This window comes from Pseudomonas sp. PDM26, assembly GCF_019219185.1.
GTDB lineage: Bacteria > Pseudomonadota > Gammaproteobacteria > Pseudomonadales > Pseudomonadaceae > Aquipseudomonas.
The window spans coordinates 1-25,415 of the sequence record NZ_JAHUWC010000001.1 but is presented as its reverse complement, the minus strand read 5'-3'; the positions used below and the strand labels follow the sequence as shown (position 1 = coordinate 25,415).

The following is a 25,415-nucleotide window of genomic DNA, read 5'->3' as shown; positions in this document are numbered from 1 at the left end:
CACCGCCTGCGCGTCTCGATCAGACGCGAACCGTCGGCAATGCCGACAACGCCCGCTCCCAGATCTGCCACGTGCGCAGCCAGACCATCGCCTGCCAATCGCTGTCGGCGGGATAGAACTGCTCGAGCAGATTCAGCTTGATCTCGCGCCCTGTTGCGTCATTCGGGTTACCGTACAGATGCAACCAGTGGTCATCGCGCAGATGCCGGTGAACCTCCGGCCCCGGATAAGTCCCGCATTCAATGACAAACGGCATCAGCCGCACCTGCGGCAGCGCATTGACCAGCGCCTGCGAGGTGTAGCCGGTGGCCGTTGCGGCCACGCCGGTTTCGCTCAGGGTGTCGGCGCCGGTTTGCAGGCTGTAGAGCCACGGACCATAAATCGCCTGTGCATCCGCCAGCGCCGGATAGGCGGACTCGGTGATGGTCAACAACATCGGATGACCGTACTCGCCAGCGCCCGTGTGCAAGTCGAAACACATGGCGACCTCGGCATGGGCCACGTGCTTTTGCACGATATTGTGCAGCGTGCGGTTCGACCAGCTCGGCGCCAGCCCGCCGAAAAACAGGCCGTCGGGATGAGCATGCTGACCGCCTTCGACAATCGACATGACTGCCGGCCAGCCGTGCAGGCGAATCTGCTCGTCGAGCAAGGCATCGGCACGCTCACGATCCGGACCGCGCAACTGCGGGCAGGCATAGATTTCATGCAGGGCGCTGTAGGCCTGGTTGTCTGGCAGCGGTCGCTGGAAATCCAGGTGATTGCGGTTCAGGTCGATGTTGTCTTCGTTCACCCGGCGCAACCACGCCATGCCCCAAGGGTTGATGGCATGGATCATGACCACGGCGACATCCGCTGGCAGGGAACGCTTGCCCAACTCCTGCAGCCATTTGATCTGGCAGCCCGAGCCATAGAAGCCTTCGACCCCGTGGGTGCCGCTCAGCGCGATCAGCAGGTGCTTGGCGGCCGGATCACCCAATACCGCCACATCCGTGCTCAGGGGCTCACCAAACGGCCCTTTGAGCGGGTGTGGATACTCGGTCAACGTTGCGCCGGCGTTGGTCGCTGCGACCAGAAACTGGTCGCGCTGAGAGCGATAACTTGGCTGGGTTGGAAACTCGGTCTGCATGTCTGCCTCTTGTTGATTTTCTGGCCTGCCTGTTGGCAACGACCCTACAGAAAACCCCGCCATTGATGAAGGACAAAAACGCCGGTGCCGTGGGACCGGGTTTGCGTCCCTCCCGGTCGGCCGATAAAGTCCACCGATCGTAGATCCAACGGACGGAGTACCCCACACGTGTTCTCAACCTTCCCTTTGCGCCGCTATCGCCTGCCAGCTCTGGTTCTGCTCGCCAGTGCCTTGACCCTGACCGCGTGCAACAACGCTTCAGTCCCGACCCTGCCGCTCGCACCGGAAAGCGCCTCCGGTTTCCGCACCGACCTGAAAACTCAACACGCCGAGAAATACATGGCCGCGGCGGCCAACCCGCTGGCGGCCGAAGCCGGGCGAGACATGCTGCGCCGGGGCGGCTCGGCCATCGACGCGGCGATTGCGATGCAAGCGGTGTTGACGCTGGTCGAGCCACAGTCTTCGGGCATCGGTGGCGGCGCATTGATCGTGCTCTGGGATGGCAAGGCCGTGCGCACCTACGACGGACGTGAAACCGCCCCGGCCGGCGCCACCGAGAAACTTTTCCTGCAAGCCAATGGGCAACCGATGGGGTTCACCCAGGCGCAGATTGGCGGTCGCTCAGTGGGCACACCCGGCGTATTGCGCGCCCTGGAACTGGCCCATCAGAAACACGGACGCCTGCCCTGGGCGCAGCTGTTTGAACCGGCCATCCGGCTCGCCGAGCAAGGCTTCGCCATTTCGCCACGCCTGCATCAGTTGATCGCCGCGGATTCGTCCATGCCACGCTCGCCGGAAATGATGGCTTACTTGCGCAATGCCGATGGCAGCCCGAAAGCCGTCGGCACAAACTTGAAGAACCCGGCCCTGGCCGCCGTGTTCAAACGTATCGCCCATGAAGGCCCGGATGCCCTGTACAAAGGCCCGGTCGCCGAGGAAATCGCGGCCAAGGTACAGGGGCACGCCAACCCCGGCAGCCTGTCCCTGACTGATCTGGCCAACTACCAGGCCAAGGAACGCGCGCCGCTGTGCACCGACTACAAGCGCTGGCAAGTCTGCGGCATGCCGCCGCCGTCGTCAGGCGGGATCGCCGTGGCGCAGATCCTCGGCACGCTGCAAGCCCTGGAGACTCGCGATAAACGTCTGGCGCTGGCACCGCTGAAGCCGGTCAAGACCACGGCCCCCGCCGGCATCGAACCCGACCCGCAAGCGGTGCACCTGATCTCGGAAGCCGAACGCCTGGCCTACGCCGACCGCGCTCAGTACGTCGCCGACACAGACTTCGTACCCGTGCCGGTCAAGGGCCTCGTCGACCCGGCCTACCTCGCCAGCCGCGCCGCCCTGATTGGCGAACGCAGCATGGGCACAGCCAAACCCGGCACTCCGCCGGGCATCCGGGTGGCCTATGCGCCGGACCGTTCGCCCCTGCGGATTTCCACCTCGCAAGTGGTGGCCGTCGATGACGCAGGCGGCGCCGTGTCGATGACCACCACCATCGAGTCCGCGTTCGGCTCGCACATCATGGTCCAGGGTTTCATGCTCAACAACGAGATGACCGACTTCTCGTTCATCCCCGAGGAAAACGGGCAAAAAGTCGCCAACCGCGTCGAGCCCGGCAAACGTCCGCGCTCCTCCATGGCTCCGACCCTGATCTTCGACCGCCAGAGCGGCGAATTCCTCGCCACCATCGGTTCCCCCGGCGGCTCGCAAATCATCGAATACGTGGCCAAATCCACCATCGGCCTGCTCGACTGGAGCCTCGATGCCCAGGCCGCCATCAACCTGCCCAACTTCGGCAGCCGTAACGGGCCGACCGAACTGGAACAGGGGCAGTTCAGTCCCGCGCTGATTCAAGCGTTGAAAGACAAAGGGCACACGGTGAGTGAAATCGACATGACCAGCGGGACCCAGGCGATCGTTCGGGTCAAGGACGCCCAAGGCAAAGCGTCGCTGACAGGCGGGGCCGATCCGCGGCGTGAGGGGCAAGCGCTGGGGGATTGAGTCGTACACGGGGATGAGAAAGGGCTTACCGGTGAGTAGGTCCTTTTTATTGGTAAAGAGTCCAGGTCGCCTCTCTCCCGCTGCTTTTTCCTACCCGCAATCCATTGCGTCCTGGTTAGAGTTTCCGCGCCTCCACAGACTTGCATCAGTCCCACGATGGGACTAGGATCATGCCATGAGAATCATCGCCATCAATCAGCTGAAGCAATTTTGGGAGAGATACCCGAGCGCAGAACAACCCTTGTTGGCCTGGATTGACGAGGTAAGAAATGCAGCCTGGAAAACGCCCGCCGACATCAAGCTGCACTTCGCTACGGCCAGTATTCTCAAAAGCCGAAGAGTCGTGTTCAACATCAAGGGTAACGACTTCAGGCTGATAGTCGCCGTGGCTTATCGCTTTGGCGCCGTATACATAAAATTTGTCGGCACTCACAAGCAATACGACACGGTCGACGCTGATAACGTCGAAATGGAGTAACCCATGAACATTCACCCGATTCACACCGAAGAGGATTACCGCGCCGCTCTCAAGAGCGTGTCTGCACTGTTTGAGAATGAACCAGAGATTGGCACTCCCGAGGGAGACTACTTTGACATCATGATTACGCTGATCGAGTCGTATGAGTCGAAGCACTTCCCGGTCGACTTACCCAACCCTATCGATGCGATCAAGTTCAGAATGGAGCAGTCCGGGTTGTCCGCCGCCGATCTTGCGCCCGCCATCGGCCGCACAAATCGTGTTTATGAAGTACTCAATGGCAAGCGAGCGTTGACGCTTCCGATGATCTGGAAACTGCACGAGCTGTTCGGGATACCCGCTCAGAGCCTGATCAAACCGGTCAAACACGCTTGATCAAGGTCGGCTCTTGCAAGCATACCCACCGGTAATACGGACGACGCAGTACTCCGCTTATCGACTGATCTTCAACCCCTGCCGAACCTGGTGCTTTTCCAGCGCCAGCTCGATCAGTCGCGTCACCAGTTCGCTGTAGGTCATACCGGTGGCCTGCCACAGTTTCGGGTACATGCTGATGCGGGTGAAGCCGGGCAGCGAGTTGATTTCGTTGATCAGCACTTCGCCGCTGTCGGTCAGGAACACGTCGACGCGGGCCAGGCCAGAGCAGCCCAGTACCTGGAACGCTTCGACGGCCAGGGCGCGAATGCGCTCGCTGGCCTCGACGCTGATATTGGCCGGCACCACCACCTCGGCAGCCGTGTCGTCGATGTATTTGCTGTCGTAGGAATAGAACCCGCTGCGCACCACGATCTCGCCGCAGCCGCTGGCGATGGCGTCTTCATTGCCGAGCACCGCGCATTCAATCTCGCGGCCGCTGACGGCAGATTCGATCAACACCTTGGTATCGAAACTCAAGGCCAGTTCCACCGCTGCGGTGTATTCGGCCTCGTCGGCGACCTTGCTAACGCCCACGGAAGAGCCCTGGTTTGCCGGTTTAACGAATAGCGGCAAACCCAACTTGCCCTGCACCTCGGCAAACCCGGTACGCGCGGCCGTGGCACGGGTCAATGTCACGAACGGCGTCACGGCCAGGCCGGCATCGCGCAGCAGGCGCTTGCTGATGTCCTTGTCCATACACACGGCAGAGCCGAGCACATCGGAGCCGACAAACGGCAGATCGGCCATGCGCAGCAAGCCTTGCAGGCAACCGTCTTCCCCGAGAGTGCCGTGGACAATCGGGAAAATCACATCGACATGGCCGAGCATTTCCTGGCTGGAGGTTTCCACCAGTTGCTGGCTGGTTTTACCCGGCACCACCGCCAGCTCACGATTGGATTGATTGAGGGCGATCAGCGCCGGGTTTTCCTGGTTCAGCAAAAAATTCGAAGGATCGTTAAGGTGCCAGTGGCCTTGTTTGTCGATGCCGATCAGCACCGGCTCGAAGCGTGAACGATCCAGCGCATCGACGATGTTTTTCGCCGACTGCAACGACACCTCATGCTCCGCCGAACGGCCCCCGAAAATGATCCCCACGCGCAGCTTGCTCATGACCCGGCCTCATCCTGACAAATAAAAAACAACCTGTAGCGAATGCGCCCCACAGTGCAGTATTTGCCCTTGGTTTTCTAGCGGACAAGCCGCCTTCCGATCAGAAGACAGGGAACCGTCGGCTGGGTTACCGTGTTGCCCACCAAGCTCAAGACGATCAACACCATGGCCAAGCGCACGCCTCGCAATGACTGGTTCCTTCGCGCGCCCGATGTCGGCGGGCTACAGCGTTTCGAGGCGTTTTTTGCCGGCCATGGCTACGACCTTCACCGCCACGACACCTATGCCATCGGCCACACCCTGGCCGGGGTGCAAAGCTTTCAGTATCGCGGCGGCTGGCGTCACAGCCTGCCCGGCGCAACGATCGTGCTGCACCCGGACGAAGTCCACGATGGCGAGGCCGGTACCGAGTCCGGTTTCCAGTACCGGATGATGTACATCGAACCGGCGCTGATCCAGCAGATGCTCGGCGGGCAAGCGCTGCCATTCATCAAGACCGGGCTGTCGAACGATCCCCGTTTGTTCGCCGCCACGGGCGCGTTGCTGCGCAGCCTGGATTGCCCGCTCGATCCACTGGAAGAACAGGACGCGCTGTTCGATCTGGCGCAAGCCATGAGCACGGTTTGCGGTGCGTCGGGCAAACGCTCGGGTTTCGATTACGTGGCCGCGCAGCGTGCGCGGGAATACATCCACGGCGCCCTGGATCGCACCGTGACCCTCGATGAGCTGGCGCAGCACAGTGGCCGTGATCGCTGGAGCCTGTCCCGGGATTTTCGCCTGTTGTTCGGAACCAGCCCCTACCGCTACCTGACCATGCGCCGCCTGGACTTGGTCCGTGCACTGCTGATTCAGGGTCAGAGCCTGGTCAGCGCCGCACTGATCGCAGGCTTCACCGACCAGAGCCACATGACCCGGCAATTCGGCAAAACCTACGGTCTGTCACCGGCCCGCTGGATGAACATGCAGCGTCGTTGAGCCACGCACAATCGTACAAGAAGCGCGCCGGGGCGCTGGCTATCGTGGGTTCACCAACCACCGCGAGAGCTGTTTCATGAACGCTTACGAAAGCCTGAACTTCGCTGAAAAAATCAGCCGGATCGATTCCCACTGGTCGCCCCGGGTCATCGCCGAAATGAACGACTACCAGTTCAAGGTGGTAAAGCTGCTGGGGGACTTTATCTGGCACGACCACCTCGATACCGACGAAACCTTCATCGTGCTTGAAGGCCGGCTGCGCATCGATTTTCGCGATGGCCACGTGCTGGTGAATGCAGGGGAAATGTATGTAGTGCCCAAAGGCGTCGAGCATAAGCCCTGTGCCGAACAGGAGGTAAAACTCCTGCTGATCGAACCCAAGGGTGTACTCAACACCGGTAGCGAAGGTGGCGAGCGCACGGCAGAGAATGATGTGTGGATATGAGCGCTGACCGGCTTACACCTGCAAGGTCTTGCCGTCCACCGGCTCGCCAATGGTCAGGAAGTGTCCGCCTGCTACGTGGTGCAAGGTACGCAAGGCATCTTGCCCTTCGAAGTGCCAGCGCCCCTCGCTGAACACACGTTCGTCAGCCTGGGCGGCAATCACTTCGGCCAGGAACAGATCGTACTGCTGGTGGTTGTTCGGCTCCGGCAACAGGCGACATTCCAGCCAGGCCACGCAGCCTTCGAGCATCGGCGCATCGACCGACTCGCCAATGAATGTCTGCAAGTCGTAGGTTTCAAACTTGTCGCGGCCCTGGCCCTGGGTCAACTCCAGGCCGGAGGTCGAACCGACGGTTTGCACAATGTCGGCCTGGGCGGCGCATGGCACGCTCAGTACAAAAGTGCCTGAGGCCTCCAGCAACTGGCGAGTCCAGGTGGATTTGTCCAGCACCACGGCAATTTTCGGCGGTTCGAAGTCCAGCGGCATGGCCCAGGCTGCCGCCATGATATTGCGCTGGCCACCGTGGGCTGCGCTGACCAGCACGGTCGGGCCATGATTGAGCAGACGATAGGCCTTGGACAAGGGAACCGGACGGCGGTGGGAAGCGCTCATGTAAGTCTGCTCCTGGGGGAAAAGAGCCGATTGTAGCGCCCACGTAACCCTGTGGGAGCGGGCTTGCTCCCACCAAGAGCTGATCGCAGGTCAGTTGGTGAGTTGATTGGCAAACTGCCCCACCGCATTGACCACTTTCTGCGCGCCGTCCTGGATCTCGACAATCACCGTACCCGCTTCCGCCGCCAGTGCCAGGCCCTGTTCGGCCTGGAGCTTGCCGTCGGTCATCAGCGCCACGGCGTTGCGCGCCATGTCCTGGTTCTGCCGTACCACGAGGACGATTTCGTCGGTGGCCTGGCTGGTGCGCGACGCCAGTTGCCGGACTTCATCCGCCACCACGGCGAAGCCCCTACCCTGCTCGCCTGCACGCGCCGCTTCGATGGCCGCGTTGAGCGCCAGCAGGTTGGTCTGCTCGGCAATGCCGCTGATGGTTTTGACGATGCTACCGATCACCAACGACTGCTCGTTCAAGGCTTCGATGCCATCGCCAGCGGTTTGCATATGCTTGGCCAGGTCACGCATCACTTCCACGGCCTGGGTCACCACGGCGTTACCGCGCTGGGCGCTTTGGTCAGTTTGCTGCGAGGTGCTGTAGGCAATGTTGGCGGCCTCGGCGACGGCTTGTTCCTGATTGACCTGATCGGTAATCACCGTGGCGAACTTCACCACCTTGTAGAGCCTGTTGTTGGCATCGGCCACCGGGTTGTAGGACGCCTCCAGCCAGACCGTACGACCGTGGCTGTCGACACGCTTGAAACGGTCGGCCACGTACTCGCCCGCGTTCAGGCGACGCCAGAAGTCCTGGTACTCGGCACTGTTGTACTCCTCCGGCAGACAGAAGGTGCGGTGATGTTTACCTTTGATCTGCGCCAGGCTGTAACCCATGCCACTGAGGAAGCGGTCGTTGGCAGTCAGCACGTTGCCGTTGAGGTCGAATTCGATCACCGCCGTGGAGCGCACCAGTGCGCCGATCAGGTTCTCGTGCTCGCGGGAGGCCTCGATGGTGCGGGTCAGGTCGCTGGAGAAGATCGAAAAATACTTGATCCGCCCATCGGCCGAGCGCACCGGTTGCAGGATCGAACGCAACCACGCTTCCTGGCCCGTACTGCGCAGCAGGCGCACTGCGCCGGCGAAGTGCTCGCCACGGGTCAGCGCGTGCTTGAAACGCTGCTGGAATTCGTCGAACTTCACGTGATCCGGGACGAAGTCGTCGATGTGTCGGCCGATCAGGTCACCGCTCTTGTAGTGCATTTCGCCAAGGAAGTTCTGATTGACCGACTGAACCCGTCCATCGCTGTCGAGAGTCAGTACCAGCATCTCGCTTTCCAGACTTTCCTTCACTTGCTGGAGGCTGGAGAGTTCTTCACGAAGAGCCGACAGCTCCTGCTTCAAGCGTTTATTGAACATGGGAAAGCACCGATGGACAGGGGTAGAAAGCGATAAGCAACCTAACCATCGGCCTTGGAAACATTTTCTTAAGCGTGTTTCAGGCTTGTCCTGTAAAAATAGTTACGACACGCAAAATCAATGCGCGCCAGCAGTGGAACAGCCTGCGATTCTCGGCATCCGTGCACCGAAATAAGCCGCACTGCCCACGCCCACCGCGCCCATCACCGCACTGAACATCACGCAGATCCATGGACTCCATGGCATCAGACCGATCAACAACAGCGGTGTGACACTCGCCCACGCGGCGTAGGCAATGTTGTAGGTGAACGAGATACCCGAGACGCGAATCCGCGCCGGGAACAGGCTGACCATCACCGATGGCACCGCGCCAACCACCCCGCAGCACAGCCCCGCCACGGCGTAGGCCAGGCCGAGCCAGTCGCCGCCCATGATCAGGCAGGCATACAGCACGCCGATACCCAGCGGCAGCAGCAGGCTATAGAGCATCACCGTGCGCCAGGCGCCGATGCGGTCGACCAGCAGCCCGGCGAGCACGCAGCCGATGTTCAAGAACACGATGCCCAGTGCGCTCAGGGCGAAGGTATGGCTGGCGGTCATGCCAAAGGTTTTCTGCATCATGGTCGGGGTGATGACCACGAACACCACCACGGCCGAGGTCAGCACACAGGTGAGGATCATCGCCGGCAAAATGGCCAGGCGATGCTCGCGCAGGACCGTGCGCAGCGGCAGTTCGCCGGCCGCCTCGCGTTGCGCCTGCATGGCCATGAACACCGGGGTTTCGCTGAGCCAGCGACGCAGCCAGACGCCAATCACCCCGAACACACCGCCCAGCAGGAACGGGTAACGCCAGGCGTAATCGAGGATTTCCGCCGGGGTGAATGCCTGCGCCAGGAAGGTCGCGGTCAATGCGCCGATCAAATAGCCGAAGGTCAACCCCGCCTGCAGGAAACCCAGGGCATAACCGCGATGGGCGACGGGTGCGTGCTCGGCGACGAATACCCAGGCGCTCGGCACTTCGCCGCCCACTGCCGCCCCCTGGAGGATGCGCAGGGCCAACAGCAGTAACGGTGCCCAATAACCGATCTGCGCGTAAGTCGGCATGGTCCCGATCAGCAGGCAGGGCAGCGCCATCATCAGGATGCTCAGGCTGAAGACTTTCTTGCGCCCCAATCGGTCGGCGAAGTGCGCCATCAGGATGCCGCCCAGCGGTCGCGCCAGGTAACCGGTGACGAAGATCCCGAAGCTTTGCAGCAGGCGCAGCCACTCGGGCATTTCCGGCGGGAAGAACAGCTGGCTGAGGGTCAGGGCGAAGAACACGAAAATAATGAAGTCGTATATTTCCAGCGCCCCGCCGAGGGCGGCAAGCCCCAGGGTCTTGTAGTCCGAGCGGCTGAACGGCGCCGCGCGCGAATCAGTGTTGGCAGTCATGTAAAGAACTCTGGCACAGGCAAAAACCAAGGCGCCCATGGTCTACGCAAACGCACCGGCGAACAACCCGTTAGACCAAAGTCCCATAGCCACGAAACAGCCCCGCAAAAATCCTCGGCTTGAATTAATGTTGGCGTCTGTCCAGACGGGCGGTTACTGCCCTGAAGACCACAACAAACATAAAAATCCGAGGTAATCTCCGTGGCCGCTGATATCGAAGATAGCCGCTCCGCCCGCTTTGCCCTGCGCTGCTCAAGTTTTGCCGAACGCTGGTTTCCCGACTCCTGGGTGTTTGCTGCCCTGGCGGTGATTATCGTGGCCCTGGCCACCATGGCGATGGGAGCCAAACCCACCGACGCCGCCATGGCCTTTGGTGATGGCTTCTGGAGCCTGATCCCCTTCACCATGCAGATGGCCTTCGTGGTGATCGGCGGTTATGTGGTCGCCAGTTCGCCGCCAGCGGTGAAACTGATCGACCGACTGGCAATGCTCCCGAAAAACGGCCGCTCCGCCGTGGCCTGGGTCGCGCTGATCTCGATGGTCGCCTCCTTGCTGAACTGGGGGCTATCCCTGGTGTTCGGCGGTTTGTTGGTGCGCGCCCTCGCCCGTCGTACCGACCTGAAAATGGACTATCGCGCCGCCGGTGCCGCCGCCTATCTGGGGCTTGGCGCGGTATGGGCCTTGGGCCTGTCGTCGTCCGCCGCACAATTGCAGGCCAACCCGGCGAGCCTGCCGCCGTCGATTCTGTCGATCACCGGGATGATTCCATTCACGCAGACGATCTTTCTTTGGCAGTCCGGCGTGATGCTGCTGGCCTTGATCGTCGTCTCGCTGATCATTGCCTACGCCACCGCCCCCGGCCCGAATTCGGCGCGTGACGCCAAAGCCTGTGGTGTCGATCCCAGCTTCAACCTGCCACCGCTGCAACCACGCACCCGTCCCGGCGAATGGCTGGAATACAGCCCGCTGCTGATGATCCTGTTGGTGCTGCTGGCCGGTGGCTGGCTGTTCCACGAGTTCTCGACCAAACCGGCGATCAGTGCGATTTCCGGGCTGAACACCTACAACTTCCTGTTCATCATGCTCGGCGCCCTGTTGCACTGGCGTCCGCGCAGCTTTCTGGACGCCGTGACCCGTGCGGTGCCGACCACTACCGGCGTGCTGATCCAGTTCCCGCTCTACGGTTCGATCGCGGCGCTGATGACCACGGTCAAGGGCGCCGATGCGCAGACCCTGGCCCATCACATCTCGACCTTTTTCGTCAGCATTGCCTCCCACGACACCTACGCGCTGCTGATGGGCGTGTATTCGGCGATTCTCGGCTTCTTCATCCCGTCCGGTGGCGGCAAGTGGATCATCGAAGCGCCGTACGTGATGCAAGTGGCCAATGACCTGAACTACCATCTGGGCTGGGCGGTGCAGATCTACAACGCCGCCGAAGCCCTGCCCAACCTGATCAACCCGTTCTTCATGTTGCCGCTGCTGGGCGTGCTGGGGTTGAAAGCGCGGGACTTGATCGGCTTCTCGTTCGTGCAATTGCTGGTACATACGCCAATGGTGCTAGTGTTGTTATGGGCACTGGGGACGACGCTGGCGTATTTGCCGCCGGTAATGCCGTAACCATAAAAAGGGCCGATATTGATATCGGCCCTTTTTGTTCCGCCCTGTCTGTTTCAGTATCTGCTGGACTTATACGCTGAAAAGGATCTGAGCATGTTCAAACTCGCGGCACTCACTCTCGCAGCCCTCACCCTGAGCACCACCGCCCACGCCGATGCCAACTTGAAGCTGGGCACTACCGAACGCGTTACCCGCCTCTTCGCCTACCCCAACAATTGCAACGTGATCTGCTTTCGCAACTGGACGCTTGAGCAAACCGTCGAGCACTACCTGACCCAGAGCGTGCAGCGCGATGGCTACGGTGACGCGAAGGTTCTGGTCAAAACCGATAACGGTCAGCTCCACGCAGAAATCATCGGCGTGCCCAACGGCTATGAAAAACCCTTGGCAGCGCTACTCGATGCCGGTGACCTGGCCTATAACGGCGCCAGCAAACTGAATGCCGATGGCAAGTGGGCATACAGCTGGTATCTGTTCCTGCCGCTGGGCATGGCCCTGGAAAACCGCAAAAGCGTCGAACTGCTGCACTTCCCGCCCGACTATTCGCTGACCCAGGCCCAGGATTACCTGAAGTCCGCCACCACGGATCGCTGGGCCACGCTGCTCACCGCCAATGGCATCCCGGCCGAACAGACGCCAGGCTTTCAGACCATTGTCGACATCGCCCCTATCGCCGCCCCATCCAACGCCGGCAAGGACCTGGAGGGCGTCTACAGCTACTTCAACGACTACCAGACCACCATGGTCAGGAACGTCAGCCTGCGCGCCAGCGGTGAAGCATTGCCAATGGTCGCCTTCGGCGCACCGGTGCGTAACTGGATCAAGCAACAATACGGGGTGACCGTGAACGTGCTGGGCCTGGCGACGATCAGCCCGGGTGACGGAGCGAAAGTGCGGGTGCTGGGTTCCAACCACCCGAGCTACATCTGGTACGCCGCCGATCCGGTGAACTATTCCGGCAATGATGCCAAGGCCAAGGCCGATGCGGCGGGCCTGAAAGTCATGGGCCAGGATTTGAGCGCCGCGTGCTGGCAGGCCGTCATGGGCAGCCAACCGGATAGTAATGCCGATGTCGAGCTGAAAACCTGCACGCAAACCTGGCAAGTGGCCGAGAAGGAAAAAACCTGCACGCTGTTCTACACCTCGATTCGCAACCTGACGCCGGGACAGGCGGCGGCCAAATGCTCGACTGCACCGGTCCAGCTGCAGCTCAAACAGCTCAAGGCGCCAGCGCCAGCCACTGCCCTGCCCGTTCCACCGCTATAAACCGATTGCTGGCAGTCGACCTGTCAGTTATGACAGTAGACTGCCCGCGATATCTGCGAGAGGCTTGGGCCGTACCCATGTGCTGCGGCGCTGACAGGATCGTCAGCCGATGGAAGTCGCAGCAGCCAGCCGACAAGGAACGTTATGAAAGCCAATGCACTGCGCAAGTCTCTCGCACCGCCGCAGGGTGTTTACCCTTTTGTGGCGTTGCCCCTCCACCTCGGGTTTCCATCCCTGGCCGATTTCGAGATTCTCTCGAACGACAAAGGTACGCCGATGGCCGTAGCAGCACTGCGCGAGTTTCCCCGCATCAGTCGAGTCTGCCGGGTGTCGGGGCATTTGCTGCCCTATCGCAGCCGACATACCCGCCAGCTGGCGCCCGATGTTCACGTCTATGACCCGCGCTTCTGCGGGCTGCTGCGCCACTCTTGCGACCCGAACGTGTTTCTGGACATGAGTGAGCTGTGGTTATGGGCGCTGAAGGACATTCAGAAAGGCGACTGGCTGTCGATGGATTACGCGGCCACGGAAGACAAGCTGCTGCGCCAGTTCGCCTGCCACTGCGGTTCGTACAACTGCCGGGGCTGGATCACCGGCTACGATGAAGCGCCGAACGCCGACGGCCAGCCGTTTTTGCAACAGTGGCGTCGGCAGGGTCTGCGCTGAGGAGCTTTACAGGGGCTCGAACGGACGCAGGCGGTACTGCGCTGGCAGTTGCTCGAAACCGCTAATGGTCGCATTCAGGCTCTTCCAGCGGCCATCCTTGATGCCATAAATGCAGCCGTGGACCGACAGGCTCTGCCCGCGGTGCCAGGCGTTTTGCACAATGCTGGTGTGACCGACGTTGGCCACCTGCTGGATCACGTTGAGCTCGCAAAGACGGTCGACCCGTTCTTCCTCGGTGGCCAGTTTGGCCAGTTCTTCGCGCTTTTCGTAATACAGGTCGCGAATCGAGCGCAGCCAACCGTCGATCAGGCCGAACTGACGATCCTGCATCGAGGCGCGCACACCACCGCAGCCATAATGACCGGTGACGAGGATGTGTTTGACCTTGAGCACATCGACCGCGTACTGAATCACCGACAGGCAGTTGAGGTCGGTGTGCAGCACCACGTTGGCCACATTACGGTGTACGAACAGATCACCCGGCAGCATGCCGACGATCTCGTTGGCCGGCACCCGGGCATCGGAACAGCCGATCCACAGGAACTCCGGAGTCTGTTGGCGAGCCAGCTTGGCGAAGAAGTCAGGATCTTGCTCCTTGATCGCAGCGGCCCAACGCTCGTTGTTATCAATCAGATCTTGTAATTCGTTCATGCTTTGAAGCCTCAAGAATGATGCGCAGCTTTGACTGACAACCGTCCGTCGGGGTCACGCGCGAAATGCAGATGCTCTCCTGATCCGGAACACGGGGCTCCATGCCGGTGGAATTCTCGGTAGCCAAGTAGGTCAACTGTAGTAAGGCCTACAGTATGAGGAATTACCATGAATGATTCACGACGTCCGTACGATGCGGTGCAACCGGAACCCGTCGATGACGACGAAGACCGCATGGGCTCGGTGCGTGAGCTGGATTTCGATGAAGAGGAGCCCAGCGCCAGAATCGGTGACGAACTGCCGGAAAGGGAGCGCGAGCAACTGATGCCCCGTCGGCGCGGACGTGAAGCGGGCCTGACCGGTGCCTCGACCGGTGACCATCAACCTACCGACGACGACCTGAGCCCGGAGACCCTGATCCGTGAAGACGGCGCCAGGGATGCCCATGAGGCGGGCAATGATAGCCGTGCGGATTGGGACCTGAGCATCGTCGACGAGGACGATATTGGCGGTGGCGATGGCCTGGATGAGGCGGAATTGGCGCTGCGCGATCCTCTCGACAAAAAACGTTGATCCTGTGGCGAGGGAGCTTGTCGGATCGCCGCACCGTCCCGCTCGGCTGCGAAGCAGTCGCAAAACACATCCCCAAATGCTCTCGGGGGCCGCTTCGCGACCCAGCGGGAGCAAGCTCCCTCGCCACAGACGGGTATGAATCAATCCACCAAAGTACAGGCCATGACCACCGCATCTTCGCGCCCACCCACCGCCGGGTAGTAATCCCGGCGCCGGCCGATCTCGTTGAAACCATAACGCTCGTACAGCTTGAACGCCGCGGTATTGCTGTCGCGCACTTCCAGGAAACACTCCCGGGCGTCGGCCTTGTAGGCAATCGACATCAAATGCTCAAGCAATGTCAGCCCCAGGCCACGGCCCTGGTTTTCCGGCTTGACCGTAATGTTCAGCAGATGAGCCTCGTCGAGGATGATCTGCACCACACCGTGGCCCACCTGTTGCTGACCTTCGAACATCAGCCAGATCTGATACTTGCCCAGGCCATCGAGGAAAATCCCGCGAGTCCAGGGATGGCTGTAGGCCGCGTATTCGATTTTCAGTACAGTTTCCAGGTCCGCCTCGTTCATCGGGCGAAACGATACAGCGTCACTCATTCGATTCTTTCCAGCGCGCCATCAGCCGGCGCATGGCTTGCCAGACATCAGCCTTACGCTGTGGCTCTTCCATTAATAATTCCAGGCCCGGCACCGCCCAGGCCGAGCCCAGGCCTTCGATCTGCAACTCGCGATTGAACGCCTCGGCATCCGCCTCGCCGGCAAATCGCACCGCGGGCAAGCCGATCAGCCACAAGCAGGCGCAGGGCGTTTCTTCCATGCGCACCGAGAGGAAACCTTGCACGAAGTCGCGGGCCGCTTCCGGGCCTTGATCCATCGTGCCACGCACCAGCAACGGCCAGCGTACCGGCTCACCGACGATCTGCGGGCTGTCCGGCAGACCGGCGGCGCGCAGCATGTCCTTGAGCAGCAGGTAAGCAGGATCGCGGCTCTGGAAGGATTCGCCTGTGGGTAACTCCACCAGCAGCAGGCAACGCCCGGCCCGCAACAATTGCAGGGCGAAACGCGGGGGCGGCACGATCGGGGCCTTGACCACGACCGGCGCCTCTTCAGCCTCTTCCACCGGTTTGGCACCGGTGCGCGTGCTTGCCAGCGATGGTCGCGGCACCTCGATCTTCGCCCGCTCGGCCGGCTTGGCCACAGGCGCCACGGGCGTCTGGGCCACAACAGCGGGCACGACAGGCGCGACCACAACCGGCTCTGGCATGTCCAGCAGCTCGGGCCGCGACGGCGCGGCAAAGGGCAATTCGGTGCGCGGCAGCCAGTTGACCACCTGCATGGCGGCCAGATAAGCGCGACGACGGGACTCGATAAGCAAAGGTCGGCCACTTGTGGATAACTAAAGTGCGCTGATTCTACCGCCGTTCGCTCAAGATCGCCCGCGCTGTTGATCGATAGACTTCACCGATAGTCTTTCCACCTATGAAAAATGGCGACTGCCCGTCCCAAGAGTGAATCGCATCGCGCCCGATGCAGTACAATCGCGGCTTTTAATCGCCAACCAGCCGGCCATTCCGATGATCGAACCCAAGCGCGTCTTGCGCGCCCTCGCTGAACACTGGGCACTTCTGGAGCCACTGTGCGAGCACTTCGACCAAGGCACACTGAGCCTCAACGAATTGCGTTCACAGTTGGCCGCCCAGCAACTCGACAGTACGCCGCAGGACATCACCAGCCTGCTGGATGTGTGGATTCGCCTCGACATTCTGGTTCCCGTGGCCAAAAGCCCGAACCGTTTCGAGCTCAATGCGCAGATTCACGACTTCCTCGCCTATCTGCGCCGTGAACACCGCCTGGGCCTGTGCCTCGAGATCGAAGCCTACCTGCGCCACCTGGAGCGTCTGGCCGGTTATATCCAGGACGCGTTCGATATCCGCGATGGCAATGACCTCGCCCGCCAGCTGCGGCTGCTCGACATGCGGGTTCGCGATGTACTGAAAAAACTCGATAACGACGAACAGGCGCTGGTGGCCGTGGCCGAACGGGCGAAAACCAGTGACCGGCAGATTCCGTTGCGCCAGCGCTACGCTGAAGTGCTGGCAACCTGGGACGAATACGTCGAGCCGATGATTGATCTGGTGAATGCCGACGGCGCCTTCGAACAAGGCGTGCGCAAGGTCGAAACCGTCCTGCTGAAGATGCTCAGCGAACAGCAGCGCCTCGGCCACCTGGTCGACGACGACATGCTGCTGCGTACCCACGCGCGCATCCTCGAAATGCAGACCAGCGCTCAACTGACCCTGCGTCATGCCCGCGAACTGCTCTTGCCGCTGCGCGAAGAAGCCCGCCGACACAACGCCGTAACCCGTGGCGCGGCGCTGGCCTTGTCGATGATCCGCCGCAAAGGCATCGACGCCGTGCCGCAAGCGGCGATGCCGATGTTCACCCGCCCGCAGAGTACCTTCCTCGGCAGCGCCAGTCAGGTCGAAGCCTACGTTTACGCCCTGGCGCGTTTCGAACCGAAACCGGCGCGCTTCCCCAAGGCCCACAAGACCCAGAAAGGCGAAGCCCCGCGTGCGCCACGCACGGTTCGCGAAATGCTTGAACGCTGCGAAGACGCCCTGCCGATGCCGGACCTGATGACCTGGCTGCTGGAGCAGGAACCAGACGGCGCCACCGACGAATTGCTGTACTGGTTCTCGCGCCTGTCGCGGGAAAAACGCTTTACGCGCGAGCGCCTGGAACGTCGCGAATACCATACTCACGAGCACCAGGTCAGCCTGCGCTCCTTCGCCCTGCTCTCGGTCAGCGATGCCGCCGCCGAGGATTCTGCGAGCACTCCTTATGCATCTTGATCTATCCGAACTGTCCCATCTGGCACCGATCTTTCGCGAGCTGTTCAAGGGTTACCACGTCAGCCGCCGCGATCCGGAGCTGTACGCACAGTTGTCGAACTTCCAGGACCAGTACCGCACGCTGTTCAAGGCCCTGGGCTTTGAACTGGTCTGCGACACCCGTGGCTTCTACTACTTCGTGCCGGACCTCGCGGCGGCGGCGGTGAACAAGACCGCGCAGCGCCTGGCGCTGTTCACCTTCATCCTCGTCGAGCACCTGGCCGACCAGGGCCGCGACCCGATCTCCGTGCTCGATGGCGGCAGCCTTGGCCGCGATGAGTTGCCCTCGCTGCTGGAAAAATACCGCGACCTGTTCATCCAGGCCGAAGTGCAGACCCAGGACGAGCTCGAAGAAAAGATCATGCGCCGCATGACCCAGCTCGGTTTCGCCAGCGAAGAAAACGGCGTCTACCGTTTCCTGCCGCCGATGCACCGTTTCCTCGACGTGTGCCTGTCGGTGCAGCAGGACCGCGATCTGGCCGCCAGCCTGCACAGCGTGCTGCCGTTGCCCGTGCCGGTGCTGATCGACGAAGACAGCGACGAAAAACTGCTGCAGACCGACGATCCGCTGGATCTCAGCGAGTTCGAGGGTGAAAGCGAAGAAGACGCCCTGGCCCGGGCCATCGCCGAAGAACAGGAGCTCGACGCATGAGCAAGGAACGTTACGGCATCCGCCGCTTTGCCCTTTTGAACACCGCCGGCTACAGCCTCGGCCTGTTCCCGCTGGAAGAACCGCTGTCGGTGTACGGCGCGAACAACCTCGGTAAATCCGCCTCGATCAACGCCTTGCAGTTCCCGATCCTGGCGCGCATGTCGGACATGAGCTTCGGCAAGTACAGCCTGGAGCAATCCCGGCGCTTCTACTTCGCTTCGGACACCAGCTACATACTGGTCGAAGTGAACCTGCCCCACGGTCCGCACGTGATCGGTGTGGTCGGCCGCGGCCCCGGCGGTGGTTTCGGTCACCAGTTCTTTGCCTACGCCGGTAAACTGGACCTGGCCCACTACCAGAAAAACGACACCTGCCTGCGTCAGAAAGAACTCTTCACCAACCTTGAACGCGAAGGCCTGAAAGCCTACGAACTCAAGCCGGACGAACTGCGCCGCTTGCTGGTCGGTGGCCACACCTCGATTCCGCTGGACCTGACGCTGATTCCGCTGCGCTCCACCAGCGAGCAGAGCCTGAAGACCTTCCGCGCGCTGTTCATCAACCTGCTGCACATGCGCGAAATCACTGCAGCCAAGCTCAAGCAACTGTTCCTCGATGCCTTCGAGCACAGCCTGCGCTCCGGCAGCGTCGATTACATCGCCGCATGCGAAGAAGCGTTCCGCGATGTACGACGCATGGAGCAGGACTACAACTCGCTGGTCGCCGCCGGCCCGCTGGTCGAAGCCCTGGCCAACGGCGTGAAGCAACGCGACATCCTGCGCGGCAAGCTGCACCGGATCTCGCCGTTGCTCGACTCGCTGCTGGGCACCTGGTCGGACTACGCCAGTGCGCGCAAGGAAGAGCTGACCATTCAGGCCGAGCACTACCGCAATGAGCAGGACACCCTGCAAAACGACCAGCGCGGCGGCACTCAGGAACTGATGCGTCTGGAGCGGGAAATCACCGGCATCCAGCGCTGGCTCGGCGAATTGTCGGTGCTCAAGCATCGCTTTGCCCTGATCGATGACGTCAAGGTGCTGGAACAGCAACTGCTGGCAGCCAAGGACGCCCACGACGAACTCGCCGGTGCGTTGGCGCAATCCCGCCAGTTCAGCGCCGAAGACCTCGAAGAGCGTCTGCGCGATCTGGAAAAACGCCTGAAGTCGGTCAGGCAGCAACTCGATCACGCCGACAACAACAGCTACGCCCGCCTGCGCGAAGAGTTCTCGCAACAGGACGTCGAACGCCTGATGCGCTTGTTCAATAGTGCGCTGTTCAGCCTGCCATTGGGCGAACACGGCATCACCCTCGACGATGACGGCGAGTGGGTCAAATCCGTGGAGCTGATCCTCGACGGCTTCAAAGGCGAACGCTTCGAAGTGCCGGGCCTGTCCATCGACATCTCGCACATCGAACCTCCGGCATTGCAGGCCCTGGCTGACCGCGCGGCATTGCGCGATCAGAAAGAGCGCCTGGAAAAAGAACTCAAGCAACTGAAAACCCAGCAAGCCGTGGCCGCCGACCGCGCCGCGAGCAAGACCCAGACCGAAGCGCTGTACCAGCAAGTGCTGGATGCGCAGAAAGCCCTGGAAGACTTCCGTCGAGCGCAAACCCTGAGCGCCGAGGAAGGCGACAAGCTTGAGCAGTTGGCGCAAATGGAAGCGGCGCAGGACGAGCTGAAGCGCTCCAGCGACGCCTTCACCGAGCGTGTCCAGCAACTGTCGGCCAAGCTGCAACTGGTCGGCCGGCAGATCGGCGACATGGAAGCCAAGCAACGCACCCTCGACGACGCCCTGCGCCGCCGTCAGTTGCTGCCAGCGGACCTGCCGTTCGGCACACCGTTCATGGACCCGATCGACGACTCCATGGACAACCTGCTGCCGTTGCTCAATGACTATCAGGACAGCTGGCAAGGTCTGCTGCGCGCCGATGGTCAGATCGAAGCGCTGTACGCTCAGGTGCGCCTCAAGGGCGTGGCCAAGTTCGACAGCGAAGACGATATGGAGCGTCGCCTGCAACTGTTGATCAACGCCTATGCGCACCGTACCGATGAAGCCCTGACCCTGGGCAAGGCTCGTCGTGCCGCCGTGACGGACATCGCCCGGACCCTGCGCAACATCCGCAGCGACTACGACAGCCTCGAGCATCAACTGGCGCTGTTCAACCGCGAGATCAACAAGCGTCAGGTCTCCAACCTGCAGAGCTTCCGTATCGTGCTCGCGCCGAATAAGGAAGCGCTCAAGCACATCGACCAGATCATCCACAGCGCCGGTCAGTACGAAGAAGGCGAAACCCTGTCGGTGTTCGATCTGAGCCAGAGTGCCGAGCAGGACAACAAGAACGAAGAGGCCAAGGAATACCTGGCGCGGCTGGTGGCGGCGAACCACAACCAGCTCGGCCTCAAGGACTTGTTCGAACTGGCGTTCGAGATCACCAAGGTCAACGGCCAACCGGTGATCCACACCGACATCGACGGCGCCGCTTCCAATGGCACCACCATGACCATCAAGGCGCTGACCAACATGTACTTGTTGCTGCACTTGATGGACCGTGACCAGGCCGGTCGCGTGCGCCTGCCGTACTACCTCGACGAGGCGGCGGACATCGATGAGAAGAACCAGGCCGCCTTGCTGGAAACCAGCCTGCAACTGGGCTTCGTGCCGATTCTGGCGAGCGTGAAGCCGCAGGTCTGCGCCAGTGTCGCCATCGACCTGGAAGGCGGCAGCGGCCCGGCCGGCATCTACATCGACGAGGCGGACTGGAAGTACATCCGTCGTCACGATCAGGTGAAGGCGACGGTCAACGAACAAGCGGATGAACCGGAGCTGGATGCGGTTTGAGGCTTGAATAGAAGGCGATAAAAAGGCCGCGATCCAAAATGGATCGCGGCCTTTTTCATGCGCATCTCCCACAGAAGTTGCGGTGAAACAAACACCACTAAACCCTGTAGGAGCGAGCTTGCTCGCGATGGCGTCATTACAGACGCCCAATCAATTTCCAGTCATTTACCCAGGCTGATCTTCGGCGCCCAAGTCAGCCATTCATCTTCGAACTTGTCGAACAGCGCGAACGTCTGCTCCGGTTGCGCCGGGCCGCCCATACGCTCACCGTCCGGTGTGGCAAAGGCGACACCGCCCTGAATCATCGTCTCCAGGGATTCAGTGCGCACCGTTGCGCCTTTGAACAGGCCGACATCGAAGTCGAAACCGCTGGTGTTCCAGAACCGCGTGCCGCTGCGTACCAATGGCGCGTACTTCGGCTCGATCAGGATATGGATCAGGACACGATCAGCAGTCTGGCCCAGTTCATAACCCGTCACCTTGCCCACGGTGATTTCGCGATACGTCACCGGCACGCCGGCCTTCAGCGATCCGCGACGAGCGGCGCTGAGCACCAGACTCAATCCCGCTTCCTGCTTGGCGGTTTCCGGCGCAGTGACCAAAGCGACAAAGTTCTTCTGCGGTCCCAGATTTTTCGCTGCCGGTTGCACCTCAATGTATTGCCCGGTCACCAGGGTTTCGAGATTGGACGTCTTGATCAGGCCCAGCTCAGGTTTAACCACCCAGAACTGACTGCCGACCCGGGCGATGCGTTCCGGCACTTCGGTAATCCGCGCGGTCAGCAGCACCGATTGCAGGTCGTCACTCAGGTCAACGTCCTCGATCTTGCCGACATCCAGGCCCTTGAAGCGAATCGGCGTACCCGTACGCAAACCATCGGCGCGGTCTACCTTGATGCTGATCACCTCGCCCTTTTGCGTGGCGTCGTCACGGCTGGCAAACAAGCGGAAACGTGGAATGCGCTTGCGTAGCGGCGCCTTGGCTTCCGGGGTTTCAAACGCAATGCCACCGGCCATCAAGCTTTGCAGCGACTCACTTTTGACTTGAATCCCACCAGTCAGTCCGCCCGTGAGCGTGATGCCGCTGGCATTCCAGAAGCGTGTCGAGGCGTTGACCAGATCCTCGTATTCCTTCTCGATGTGCACGCCGATGATCAACTGCTTTTTGGTGCGCGAGAACTGATAGCTCTGTACCGAACCGACCTTGACCTGTTTATAGAGAACCGGACTGCCGACTTCCAGCGAACCAAGGTTTTCGGTGAACAACACCAGGTGCAGGCCCGGTGCACGCAGATCCAGTGGTGGCGCCTTGGCCCGTGCCACAAACTCCCGTTGTGGAGCCGAACCTTTGTCGCCAGGTCGCACAGCGATGTAGTTACCTTTGACCAGCGCTTCCAGGCCGGTAATCCCCGCCAGGGAAATCGACGGTTTGACCACCCAGAATTGCGTACCGTCCACCAGGTAATCTTCGGCCAATGGATCCATCGTCAATTCGGCGGTGGCCCCGGACAGATCAGGATCGACCTTCAGCGCCTTGAGATTGCCGACCTGAATGCCTTTGTACATCACCGGCGTACGACCGGCCTGCAAGCCTTCGAAGTCGCTAAGCTTGACCTTGACCCGGATACCGGCCGCCGCTGCATCGAAGTCTTCGTAGAGTCTGAACGGCAGGCTTGGGTCGGTAGGCGGGCTGTCCTTGCGGTTTTCAGGCGTAGCGAATGCAATACCCCCAGCGACGATGCTGGCCAACGACTCGCTGCGCACTTTCACACCGGACAGATTGGCGTCGATGCTGATGCCGCTGGCGTTCCAGAAACGTGTGTGTTTGCGTACCAGTCTGGCGTAAGTCGGCTCGATGAAGACCTTGAGCTCGACAGTGCTCTGGTCCTCGGACAGCACGTAGCTCTTGATCTGACCTACCTTGATCTGTTTGTAGAACACCGGGCTGCCGCGGTTCAACGAACCCAGGCGATCAGCCTTGATGGTCAGGTGCAGACCCGGTTGGGCATCGGAGAGCGGCGGCTCCTGGGCCAGGGCCTTGAATTTGCGGACGGGCTCGCCTTCCCCCGGACTGATGGCAACATAGTTACCTGAAACCAGCGTCTCAAGACCGGTAATCCCTGCCAGCGTCACGCTCGGCTTGACCAGCCAGAAGCGCGTGCTGGTTCGCAGGTATTGCTCTACGTCCTTGTTCATTTCGATGCTGGCGATCACACCTTTGGAACTGCCCTCATCATCGAGCTTGAGGCTTTTGACCTTGCCGACTGACATGCCTTTATAGACCACTTCGGTCTTGTTGGCCTGTATGCCTTCGCCACTCTCAAAACGCACCTGAATCTCGATGCCGGTCTCGTTATAGGCACGCCAGCCGAGCCAGCCGCCAATGATCAAGGCGATCAATGGCAGCACCCAAATGGCAGACCAGTTCGAGGCCGGTCGGGTTTTCGCTACAGGCAAATCAGTCATGGTCGTCGTCCGACTCCGTGTTATCCCAAATCAGTCGGGGATCGAAAGTTACTGCGGCAAGCATCGTCAGAATCACCACAGTGGCGAAGGCGATGGCGCCAAGATTGGCTTCGATGCTGGCAAGCCGCCCAAAATTCACGACCGCCACGAGGATGGCGATCACAAAGATATCGAGCATCGACCAGCGGCCTATGAATTCAATGAAACGGTACATCCAGATACGCTGGCGAGCCGAAAGGGGCTGACGGCGCTGCACGGAAAACAGCAACAGAGCGATGCCTACCAGCTTGAAGGTGGGCACCAGGATACTGGCGATAAACACCACCGCCGCAATGGGGATCATTCCGTGGTGCACCAACTCGATCACACCCGCCATGATCGTGCTGGGCGCACCTTTGCCCAAGGAGTTCACGGTCATGATCGGCAATAAATTAGCCGGTATGTAAAGAATGGCGGCGGTAATCAGCAATGCCCAGGTGCGCACCAGGCTATTGGGGCTGCGGGCATGCACCAGTGCTCCGCAGCGTGTACAGACTTGCTCATCGCTATCAGCTTCCTGCCTGTTCAATTCATGACATTCCTTGCAAATCAGAATGCCTGCATCAATCGCCCGCATGGGCATCCTCTCCTGATAACGCTTGCCAGATCTGGTGAGGCGACATTACGACCTCCAGCCAGACTTGAATCAGCAACAAACCGATGAAGCACGCCAGGCCGAGGCCTACGGTGATGGCTGCCATATCTGCCAGCTTGACGATAGCCACGAGTACGCCCATGAAGTAAACCTCGAGCATCCCCCATTCGCGTATATGGTGATAAATGCGATAGAGCAACAAGCCGTAGCTGCGTCCGACATCAAAACGGATACTCAACAATACGGCCAATTGGCACAGTAGCTTGAGCAGCGGGATCCCCATGCTGCACAGGAACACAATCACTGAGACGCTTTGCATGCCCGTATCAAAAAGGGCTACAACACCGCTCCAGACAGTGTCTTGCGAAGATTGCCCGAGCAGATTGAGTTGCATGATGGGTAAAAAATTCGCCGGAATAAACAACAACAAAGCGGCGACGACCAAGGCAAGACTGCGCTGTACGACGTTATAGCGATGGGCATAAAGCTCGTAGCCACAGCGTGGGCACAGGGCTTTTTCGCCATGGGCGAGTTCGGGCTTACGCATCAGCAGGTCGCACTCATGGCAGGCAACCAGATTTTCTAGTGGTAATTCTGACAGCTCTTTGGCGTCAACCGAATCCGGCATAAGCGCTCTGACTCTGAAAAAGTTGGTCCTATTCTAGTGTCCCGGGACAAAAATAACTGCGCCAATTTGTGCTTGATTGATCGTGCTTTTTTCTACGCCAAAAACAAAACCCCTACCTGCGTGCGCAGATAGGGGTTTCGGAATTTAATCTTGACGATGACCTACTCTCACATGGGGAAACCCCACACTACCATCGGCGATGCATCGTTTCACTGCTGAGTTCGGGATGGGATCAGGTGGTTCCAATGCTCTATGGTCGTCAAGAAATTCGGGTACCGAGTCGTGGCCGGCTGGCCGCGCTTCAGCAAATTGGGTAGGTGATAGATTTGTGTGGTGCGAACTTTCGGTTCTTTCGTCTTCACACACCGCAATCTGGTCTCTTTCGCCTTTTCAGCTAGGAGCATCAAATTGCTTGGGTGTTATATGGTCAAGCCTCACGGGCAATTAGTATTGGTTAGCTCAACGCCTCACAGCGCTTACACACCCAACCTATCAACGTCGTAGTCTTCGACGGCCCTTCAGGGGACTCAA

The 25,415-nt window shown here is 60.5% G+C and carries 22 protein-coding genes, 2 rRNA genes and 2 pseudogenes; 12 read left to right on the top strand and 14 right to left on the bottom strand.

What is annotated here, in order from left to right; all coding sequences use genetic code 11:
- Positions 1-19: 19 nt before the first annotated feature.
- A complete protein-coding gene (locus KW849_RS00125) occupies positions 20-1,129 on the bottom strand; it encodes a M14 family metallopeptidase (RefSeq protein WP_218426619.1) in 1,110 nt (369 codons plus the stop codon).
- Between the two features lie 168 nt (positions 1,130-1,297).
- Here KW849_RS00125 and ggt point away from each other — a divergent pair, with 168 nt between their 5' ends.
- The 3 genes from ggt (at position 1,298) to KW849_RS00110 (ending at position 3,983) form a co-directional block, all read left to right on the top strand.
- On the top strand, positions 1,298-3,130 hold the full coding sequence (ggt, locus tag KW849_RS00120) for a gamma-glutamyltransferase (protein WP_218426616.1): 1,833 nt from the start codon (positions 1,298-1,300) through the stop codon (positions 3,128-3,130).
- A 175-nt stretch (positions 3,131-3,305) separates the two neighbouring features.
- Complete coding sequence (locus tag KW849_RS00115) at positions 3,306-3,608, top strand: type II toxin-antitoxin system HigB family toxin (protein ID WP_090457679.1); 303 nt, start codon at positions 3,306-3,308, stop codon at positions 3,606-3,608.
- Between the two features lie 3 nt (positions 3,609-3,611).
- Positions 3,612-3,983, top strand: coding sequence for a type II toxin-antitoxin system HigA family antitoxin (locus KW849_RS00110; protein ID WP_095945264.1), 372 nt, complete (start codon positions 3,612-3,614; stop codon positions 3,981-3,983).
- Positions 3,984-4,040: 57 nt separating this feature from the next.
- Here the strand turns inward: KW849_RS00110 and ddlA are convergent, their stop codons facing one another.
- On the bottom strand, positions 4,041-5,135 hold the full coding sequence (gene ddlA / locus KW849_RS00105) for a D-alanine--D-alanine ligase (protein ID WP_218426614.1): 1,095 nt from the start codon (positions 5,133-5,135) through the stop codon (positions 4,041-4,043).
- A 165-nt stretch (positions 5,136-5,300) separates the two neighbouring features.
- Between ddlA and KW849_RS00100 the strand changes: the two genes are divergently transcribed.
- Entirely contained in the window at positions 5,301-6,110 is an 810-nt protein-coding gene (locus tag KW849_RS00100; protein WP_218427842.1) for an AraC family transcriptional regulator, read from the top strand.
- 76 nt (positions 6,111-6,186) lie between these two features.
- Positions 6,187-6,555 carry a cupin domain-containing protein gene (locus tag KW849_RS00095; protein ID WP_046041843.1) on the top strand — a complete coding sequence of 123 codons (369 nt, stop codon included), beginning with the start codon at positions 6,187-6,189 and terminating at the stop codon, positions 6,553-6,555.
- Between the two features lie 12 nt (positions 6,556-6,567).
- Here the strand turns inward: KW849_RS00095 and KW849_RS00090 are convergent, their stop codons facing one another.
- The 4 genes and pseudogenes from KW849_RS00090 to KW849_RS00080 form a co-directional block, all read right to left on the bottom strand.
- Positions 6,568-7,167: a flavin reductase family protein gene (locus tag KW849_RS00090; protein WP_218426612.1), complete on the bottom strand. Its 600-nt coding sequence runs from the start codon at positions 7,165-7,167 to the stop codon at positions 6,568-6,570.
- 90 nt (positions 7,168-7,257) lie between these two features.
- Positions 7,258-7,695: pseudogene (locus KW849_RS31745) on the bottom strand (methyl-accepting chemotaxis protein); the annotation flags it as partial.
- A gap of 150 nt (positions 7,696-7,845) precedes the next feature.
- A pseudogene (locus KW849_RS31740) lies at positions 7,846-8,484 on the bottom strand (PAS domain-containing protein); the annotation flags it as partial.
- 207 nt (positions 8,485-8,691) lie between these two features.
- Positions 8,692-10,005, bottom strand: coding sequence for an MFS transporter (locus KW849_RS00080; protein ID WP_218426608.1), 1,314 nt, complete (start codon positions 10,003-10,005; stop codon positions 8,692-8,694).
- Positions 10,006-10,206: 201 nt separating this feature from the next.
- Between KW849_RS00080 and KW849_RS00075 the strand changes: the two genes are divergently transcribed.
- The 3 genes from KW849_RS00075 (at position 10,207) to KW849_RS00065 (ending at position 13,557) form a co-directional block, all read left to right on the top strand.
- Entirely contained in the window at positions 10,207-11,625 is a 1,419-nt protein-coding gene (locus tag KW849_RS00075) for a TIGR00366 family protein (protein WP_218426607.1), read from the top strand.
- A gap of 93 nt (positions 11,626-11,718) precedes the next feature.
- Positions 11,719-12,891, top strand: coding sequence for a hypothetical protein (locus tag KW849_RS00070; protein WP_218426606.1), 1,173 nt, complete (start codon positions 11,719-11,721; stop codon positions 12,889-12,891).
- Positions 12,892-13,035: 144 nt separating this feature from the next.
- A complete protein-coding gene (locus KW849_RS00065; protein WP_218426605.1) occupies positions 13,036-13,557 on the top strand; it encodes an SET domain-containing protein-lysine N-methyltransferase in 522 nt (173 codons plus the stop codon).
- 6 nt (positions 13,558-13,563) lie between these two features.
- Here KW849_RS00065 and can read toward each other — a convergent pair whose 3' ends face one another.
- Positions 13,564-14,208: a carbonate dehydratase gene (can, locus tag KW849_RS00060; protein ID WP_108214835.1), complete on the bottom strand. Its 645-nt coding sequence runs from the start codon at positions 14,206-14,208 to the stop codon at positions 13,564-13,566.
- Positions 14,209-14,376: 168 nt separating this feature from the next.
- On the opposite strand from can, the gene KW849_RS00055 reads away from it, so the two are divergent.
- Positions 14,377-14,781, top strand: a complete 405-nt coding sequence (locus KW849_RS00055) for a serine kinase/phosphatase (protein WP_218426604.1) — start codon at positions 14,377-14,379, stop codon at positions 14,779-14,781.
- A gap of 140 nt (positions 14,782-14,921) precedes the next feature.
- Here the strand turns inward: KW849_RS00055 and rimI are convergent, their stop codons facing one another.
- Both rimI and KW849_RS00045 read right to left on the bottom strand, forming a co-directional pair.
- The gene (gene rimI / locus KW849_RS00050) at positions 14,922-15,374 is read right to left on the bottom strand and encodes a ribosomal protein S18-alanine N-acetyltransferase (RefSeq protein ID WP_108214833.1); all 453 of its coding nucleotides are present in this window, start codon (positions 15,372-15,374) and stop codon (positions 14,922-14,924) included.
- A complete protein-coding gene (locus tag KW849_RS00045; protein ID WP_108214832.1) occupies positions 15,367-16,113 on the bottom strand; it encodes an energy transducer TonB in 747 nt (248 codons plus the stop codon). Before KW849_RS00045 ends, rimI begins: the two co-directional genes overlap by 8 nt.
- 238 nt (positions 16,114-16,351) lie before the next feature.
- Here KW849_RS00045 and mksB point away from each other — a divergent pair, with 238 nt between their 5' ends.
- From mksB to mksF, 3 genes are read left to right on the top strand one after another with little or no spacing between them, the layout of a single operon-like run.
- Entirely contained in the window at positions 16,352-17,629 is a 1,278-nt protein-coding gene (gene mksB, locus KW849_RS00040; protein WP_218426603.1) for an Mks condensin complex protein MksB, read from the top strand.
- On the top strand, positions 17,619-18,320 hold the full coding sequence (gene mksE / locus KW849_RS00035) for an Mks condensin complex protein MksE (RefSeq protein ID WP_218426602.1): 702 nt from the start codon (positions 17,619-17,621) through the stop codon (positions 18,318-18,320). The genes mksB and mksE overlap by 11 nt, the downstream gene beginning before the upstream one ends.
- Positions 18,317-21,157 carry an Mks condensin complex protein MksF gene (gene mksF, locus KW849_RS00030; RefSeq protein WP_218426601.1) on the top strand — a complete coding sequence of 947 codons (2,841 nt, stop codon included), beginning with the start codon at positions 18,317-18,319 and terminating at the stop codon, positions 21,155-21,157. Before mksE ends, mksF begins: the two co-directional genes overlap by 4 nt.
- A gap of 161 nt (positions 21,158-21,318) precedes the next feature.
- On the opposite strand, the gene KW849_RS00025 is transcribed toward mksF, so the two are convergent.
- The 5 genes from KW849_RS00025 to KW849_RS00005 all read right to left on the bottom strand — a co-directional run.
- Complete coding sequence (locus KW849_RS00025; protein ID WP_218426600.1) at positions 21,319-23,622, bottom strand: intermembrane transport protein PqiB; 2,304 nt, start codon at positions 23,620-23,622, stop codon at positions 21,319-21,321.
- Entirely contained in the window at positions 23,615-24,238 is a 624-nt protein-coding gene (locus tag KW849_RS00020; RefSeq protein WP_218426599.1) for a paraquat-inducible protein A, read from the bottom strand. Before KW849_RS00020 ends, KW849_RS00025 begins: the two co-directional genes overlap by 8 nt.
- Positions 24,225-24,884: a paraquat-inducible protein A gene (locus KW849_RS00015; RefSeq protein ID WP_218426598.1), complete on the bottom strand. Its 660-nt coding sequence runs from the start codon at positions 24,882-24,884 to the stop codon at positions 24,225-24,227. The genes KW849_RS00020 and KW849_RS00015 overlap by 14 nt, the downstream gene beginning before the upstream one ends.
- A gap of 148 nt (positions 24,885-25,032) precedes the next feature.
- Positions 25,033-25,148, bottom strand: a 5S ribosomal RNA gene (gene rrf / locus KW849_RS00010).
- A gap of 159 nt (positions 25,149-25,307) precedes the next feature.
- Positions 25,308-25,415, bottom strand: a 23S ribosomal RNA gene (locus KW849_RS00005); the annotation flags it as partial.

What these genes read in the sequence shown, in the direction of transcription:
- can (WP_108214835.1), bottom strand. Translation starts at nt 14,208, where the DNA reads ATGAACGAATTACAAGATCTGATTGATAACAACGAGCGTTGGGCCGCT.
- KW849_RS00100 (WP_218427842.1), top strand. Translation starts at nt 5,301, where the DNA reads ATGGCCAAGCGCACGCCTCGCAATGACTGGTTCCTTCGCGCGCCCGAT.
- KW849_RS00070 (WP_218426606.1), top strand. Translation starts at nt 11,719, where the DNA reads ATGTTCAAACTCGCGGCACTCACTCTCGCAGCCCTCACCCTGAGCACC.
- mksB (WP_218426603.1), top strand. Translation starts at nt 16,352, where the DNA reads ATGATCGAACCCAAGCGCGTCTTGCGCGCCCTCGCTGAACACTGGGCA.
- KW849_RS00065 (WP_218426605.1), top strand. Translation starts at nt 13,036, where the DNA reads ATGAAAGCCAATGCACTGCGCAAGTCTCTCGCACCGCCGCAGGGTGTT.
- KW849_RS00115 (WP_090457679.1), top strand. Translation starts at nt 3,306, where the DNA reads ATGAGAATCATCGCCATCAATCAGCTGAAGCAATTTTGGGAGAGATAC.
- KW849_RS00015 (WP_218426598.1), bottom strand. Translation starts at nt 24,884, where the DNA reads ATGCCGGATTCGGTTGACGCCAAAGAGCTGTCAGAATTACCACTAGAA.
- KW849_RS00020 (WP_218426599.1), bottom strand. Translation starts at nt 24,238, where the DNA reads ATGCGGGCGATTGATGCAGGCATTCTGATTTGCAAGGAATGTCATGAA.
- KW849_RS00110 (WP_095945264.1), top strand. Translation starts at nt 3,612, where the DNA reads ATGAACATTCACCCGATTCACACCGAAGAGGATTACCGCGCCGCTCTC.
- rimI (WP_108214833.1), bottom strand. Translation starts at nt 15,374, where the DNA reads ATGAGTGACGCTGTATCGTTTCGCCCGATGAACGAGGCGGACCTGGAA.
- KW849_RS00025 (WP_218426600.1), bottom strand. Translation starts at nt 23,622, where the DNA reads ATGACTGATTTGCCTGTAGCGAAAACCCGACCGGCCTCGAACTGGTCT.
- KW849_RS00055 (WP_218426604.1), top strand. Translation starts at nt 14,377, where the DNA reads ATGAATGATTCACGACGTCCGTACGATGCGGTGCAACCGGAACCCGTC.
- ddlA (WP_218426614.1), bottom strand. Translation starts at nt 5,135, where the DNA reads ATGAGCAAGCTGCGCGTGGGGATCATTTTCGGGGGCCGTTCGGCGGAG.
- mksE (WP_218426602.1), top strand. Translation starts at nt 17,619, where the DNA reads ATGCATCTTGATCTATCCGAACTGTCCCATCTGGCACCGATCTTTCGC.
- KW849_RS00045 (WP_108214832.1), bottom strand. Translation starts at nt 16,113, where the DNA reads ATGCAGGTGGTCAACTGGCTGCCGCGCACCGAATTGCCCTTTGCCGCG.
- KW849_RS00125 (WP_218426619.1), bottom strand. Translation starts at nt 1,129, where the DNA reads ATGCAGACCGAGTTTCCAACCCAGCCAAGTTATCGCTCTCAGCGCGAC.
- KW849_RS00090 (WP_218426612.1), bottom strand. Translation starts at nt 7,167, where the DNA reads ATGAGCGCTTCCCACCGCCGTCCGGTTCCCTTGTCCAAGGCCTATCGT.
- KW849_RS00095 (WP_046041843.1), top strand. Translation starts at nt 6,187, where the DNA reads ATGAACGCTTACGAAAGCCTGAACTTCGCTGAAAAAATCAGCCGGATC.
- KW849_RS00080 (WP_218426608.1), bottom strand. Translation starts at nt 10,005, where the DNA reads ATGACTGCCAACACTGATTCGCGCGCGGCGCCGTTCAGCCGCTCGGAC.
- mksF (WP_218426601.1), top strand. Translation starts at nt 18,317, where the DNA reads ATGAGCAAGGAACGTTACGGCATCCGCCGCTTTGCCCTTTTGAACACC.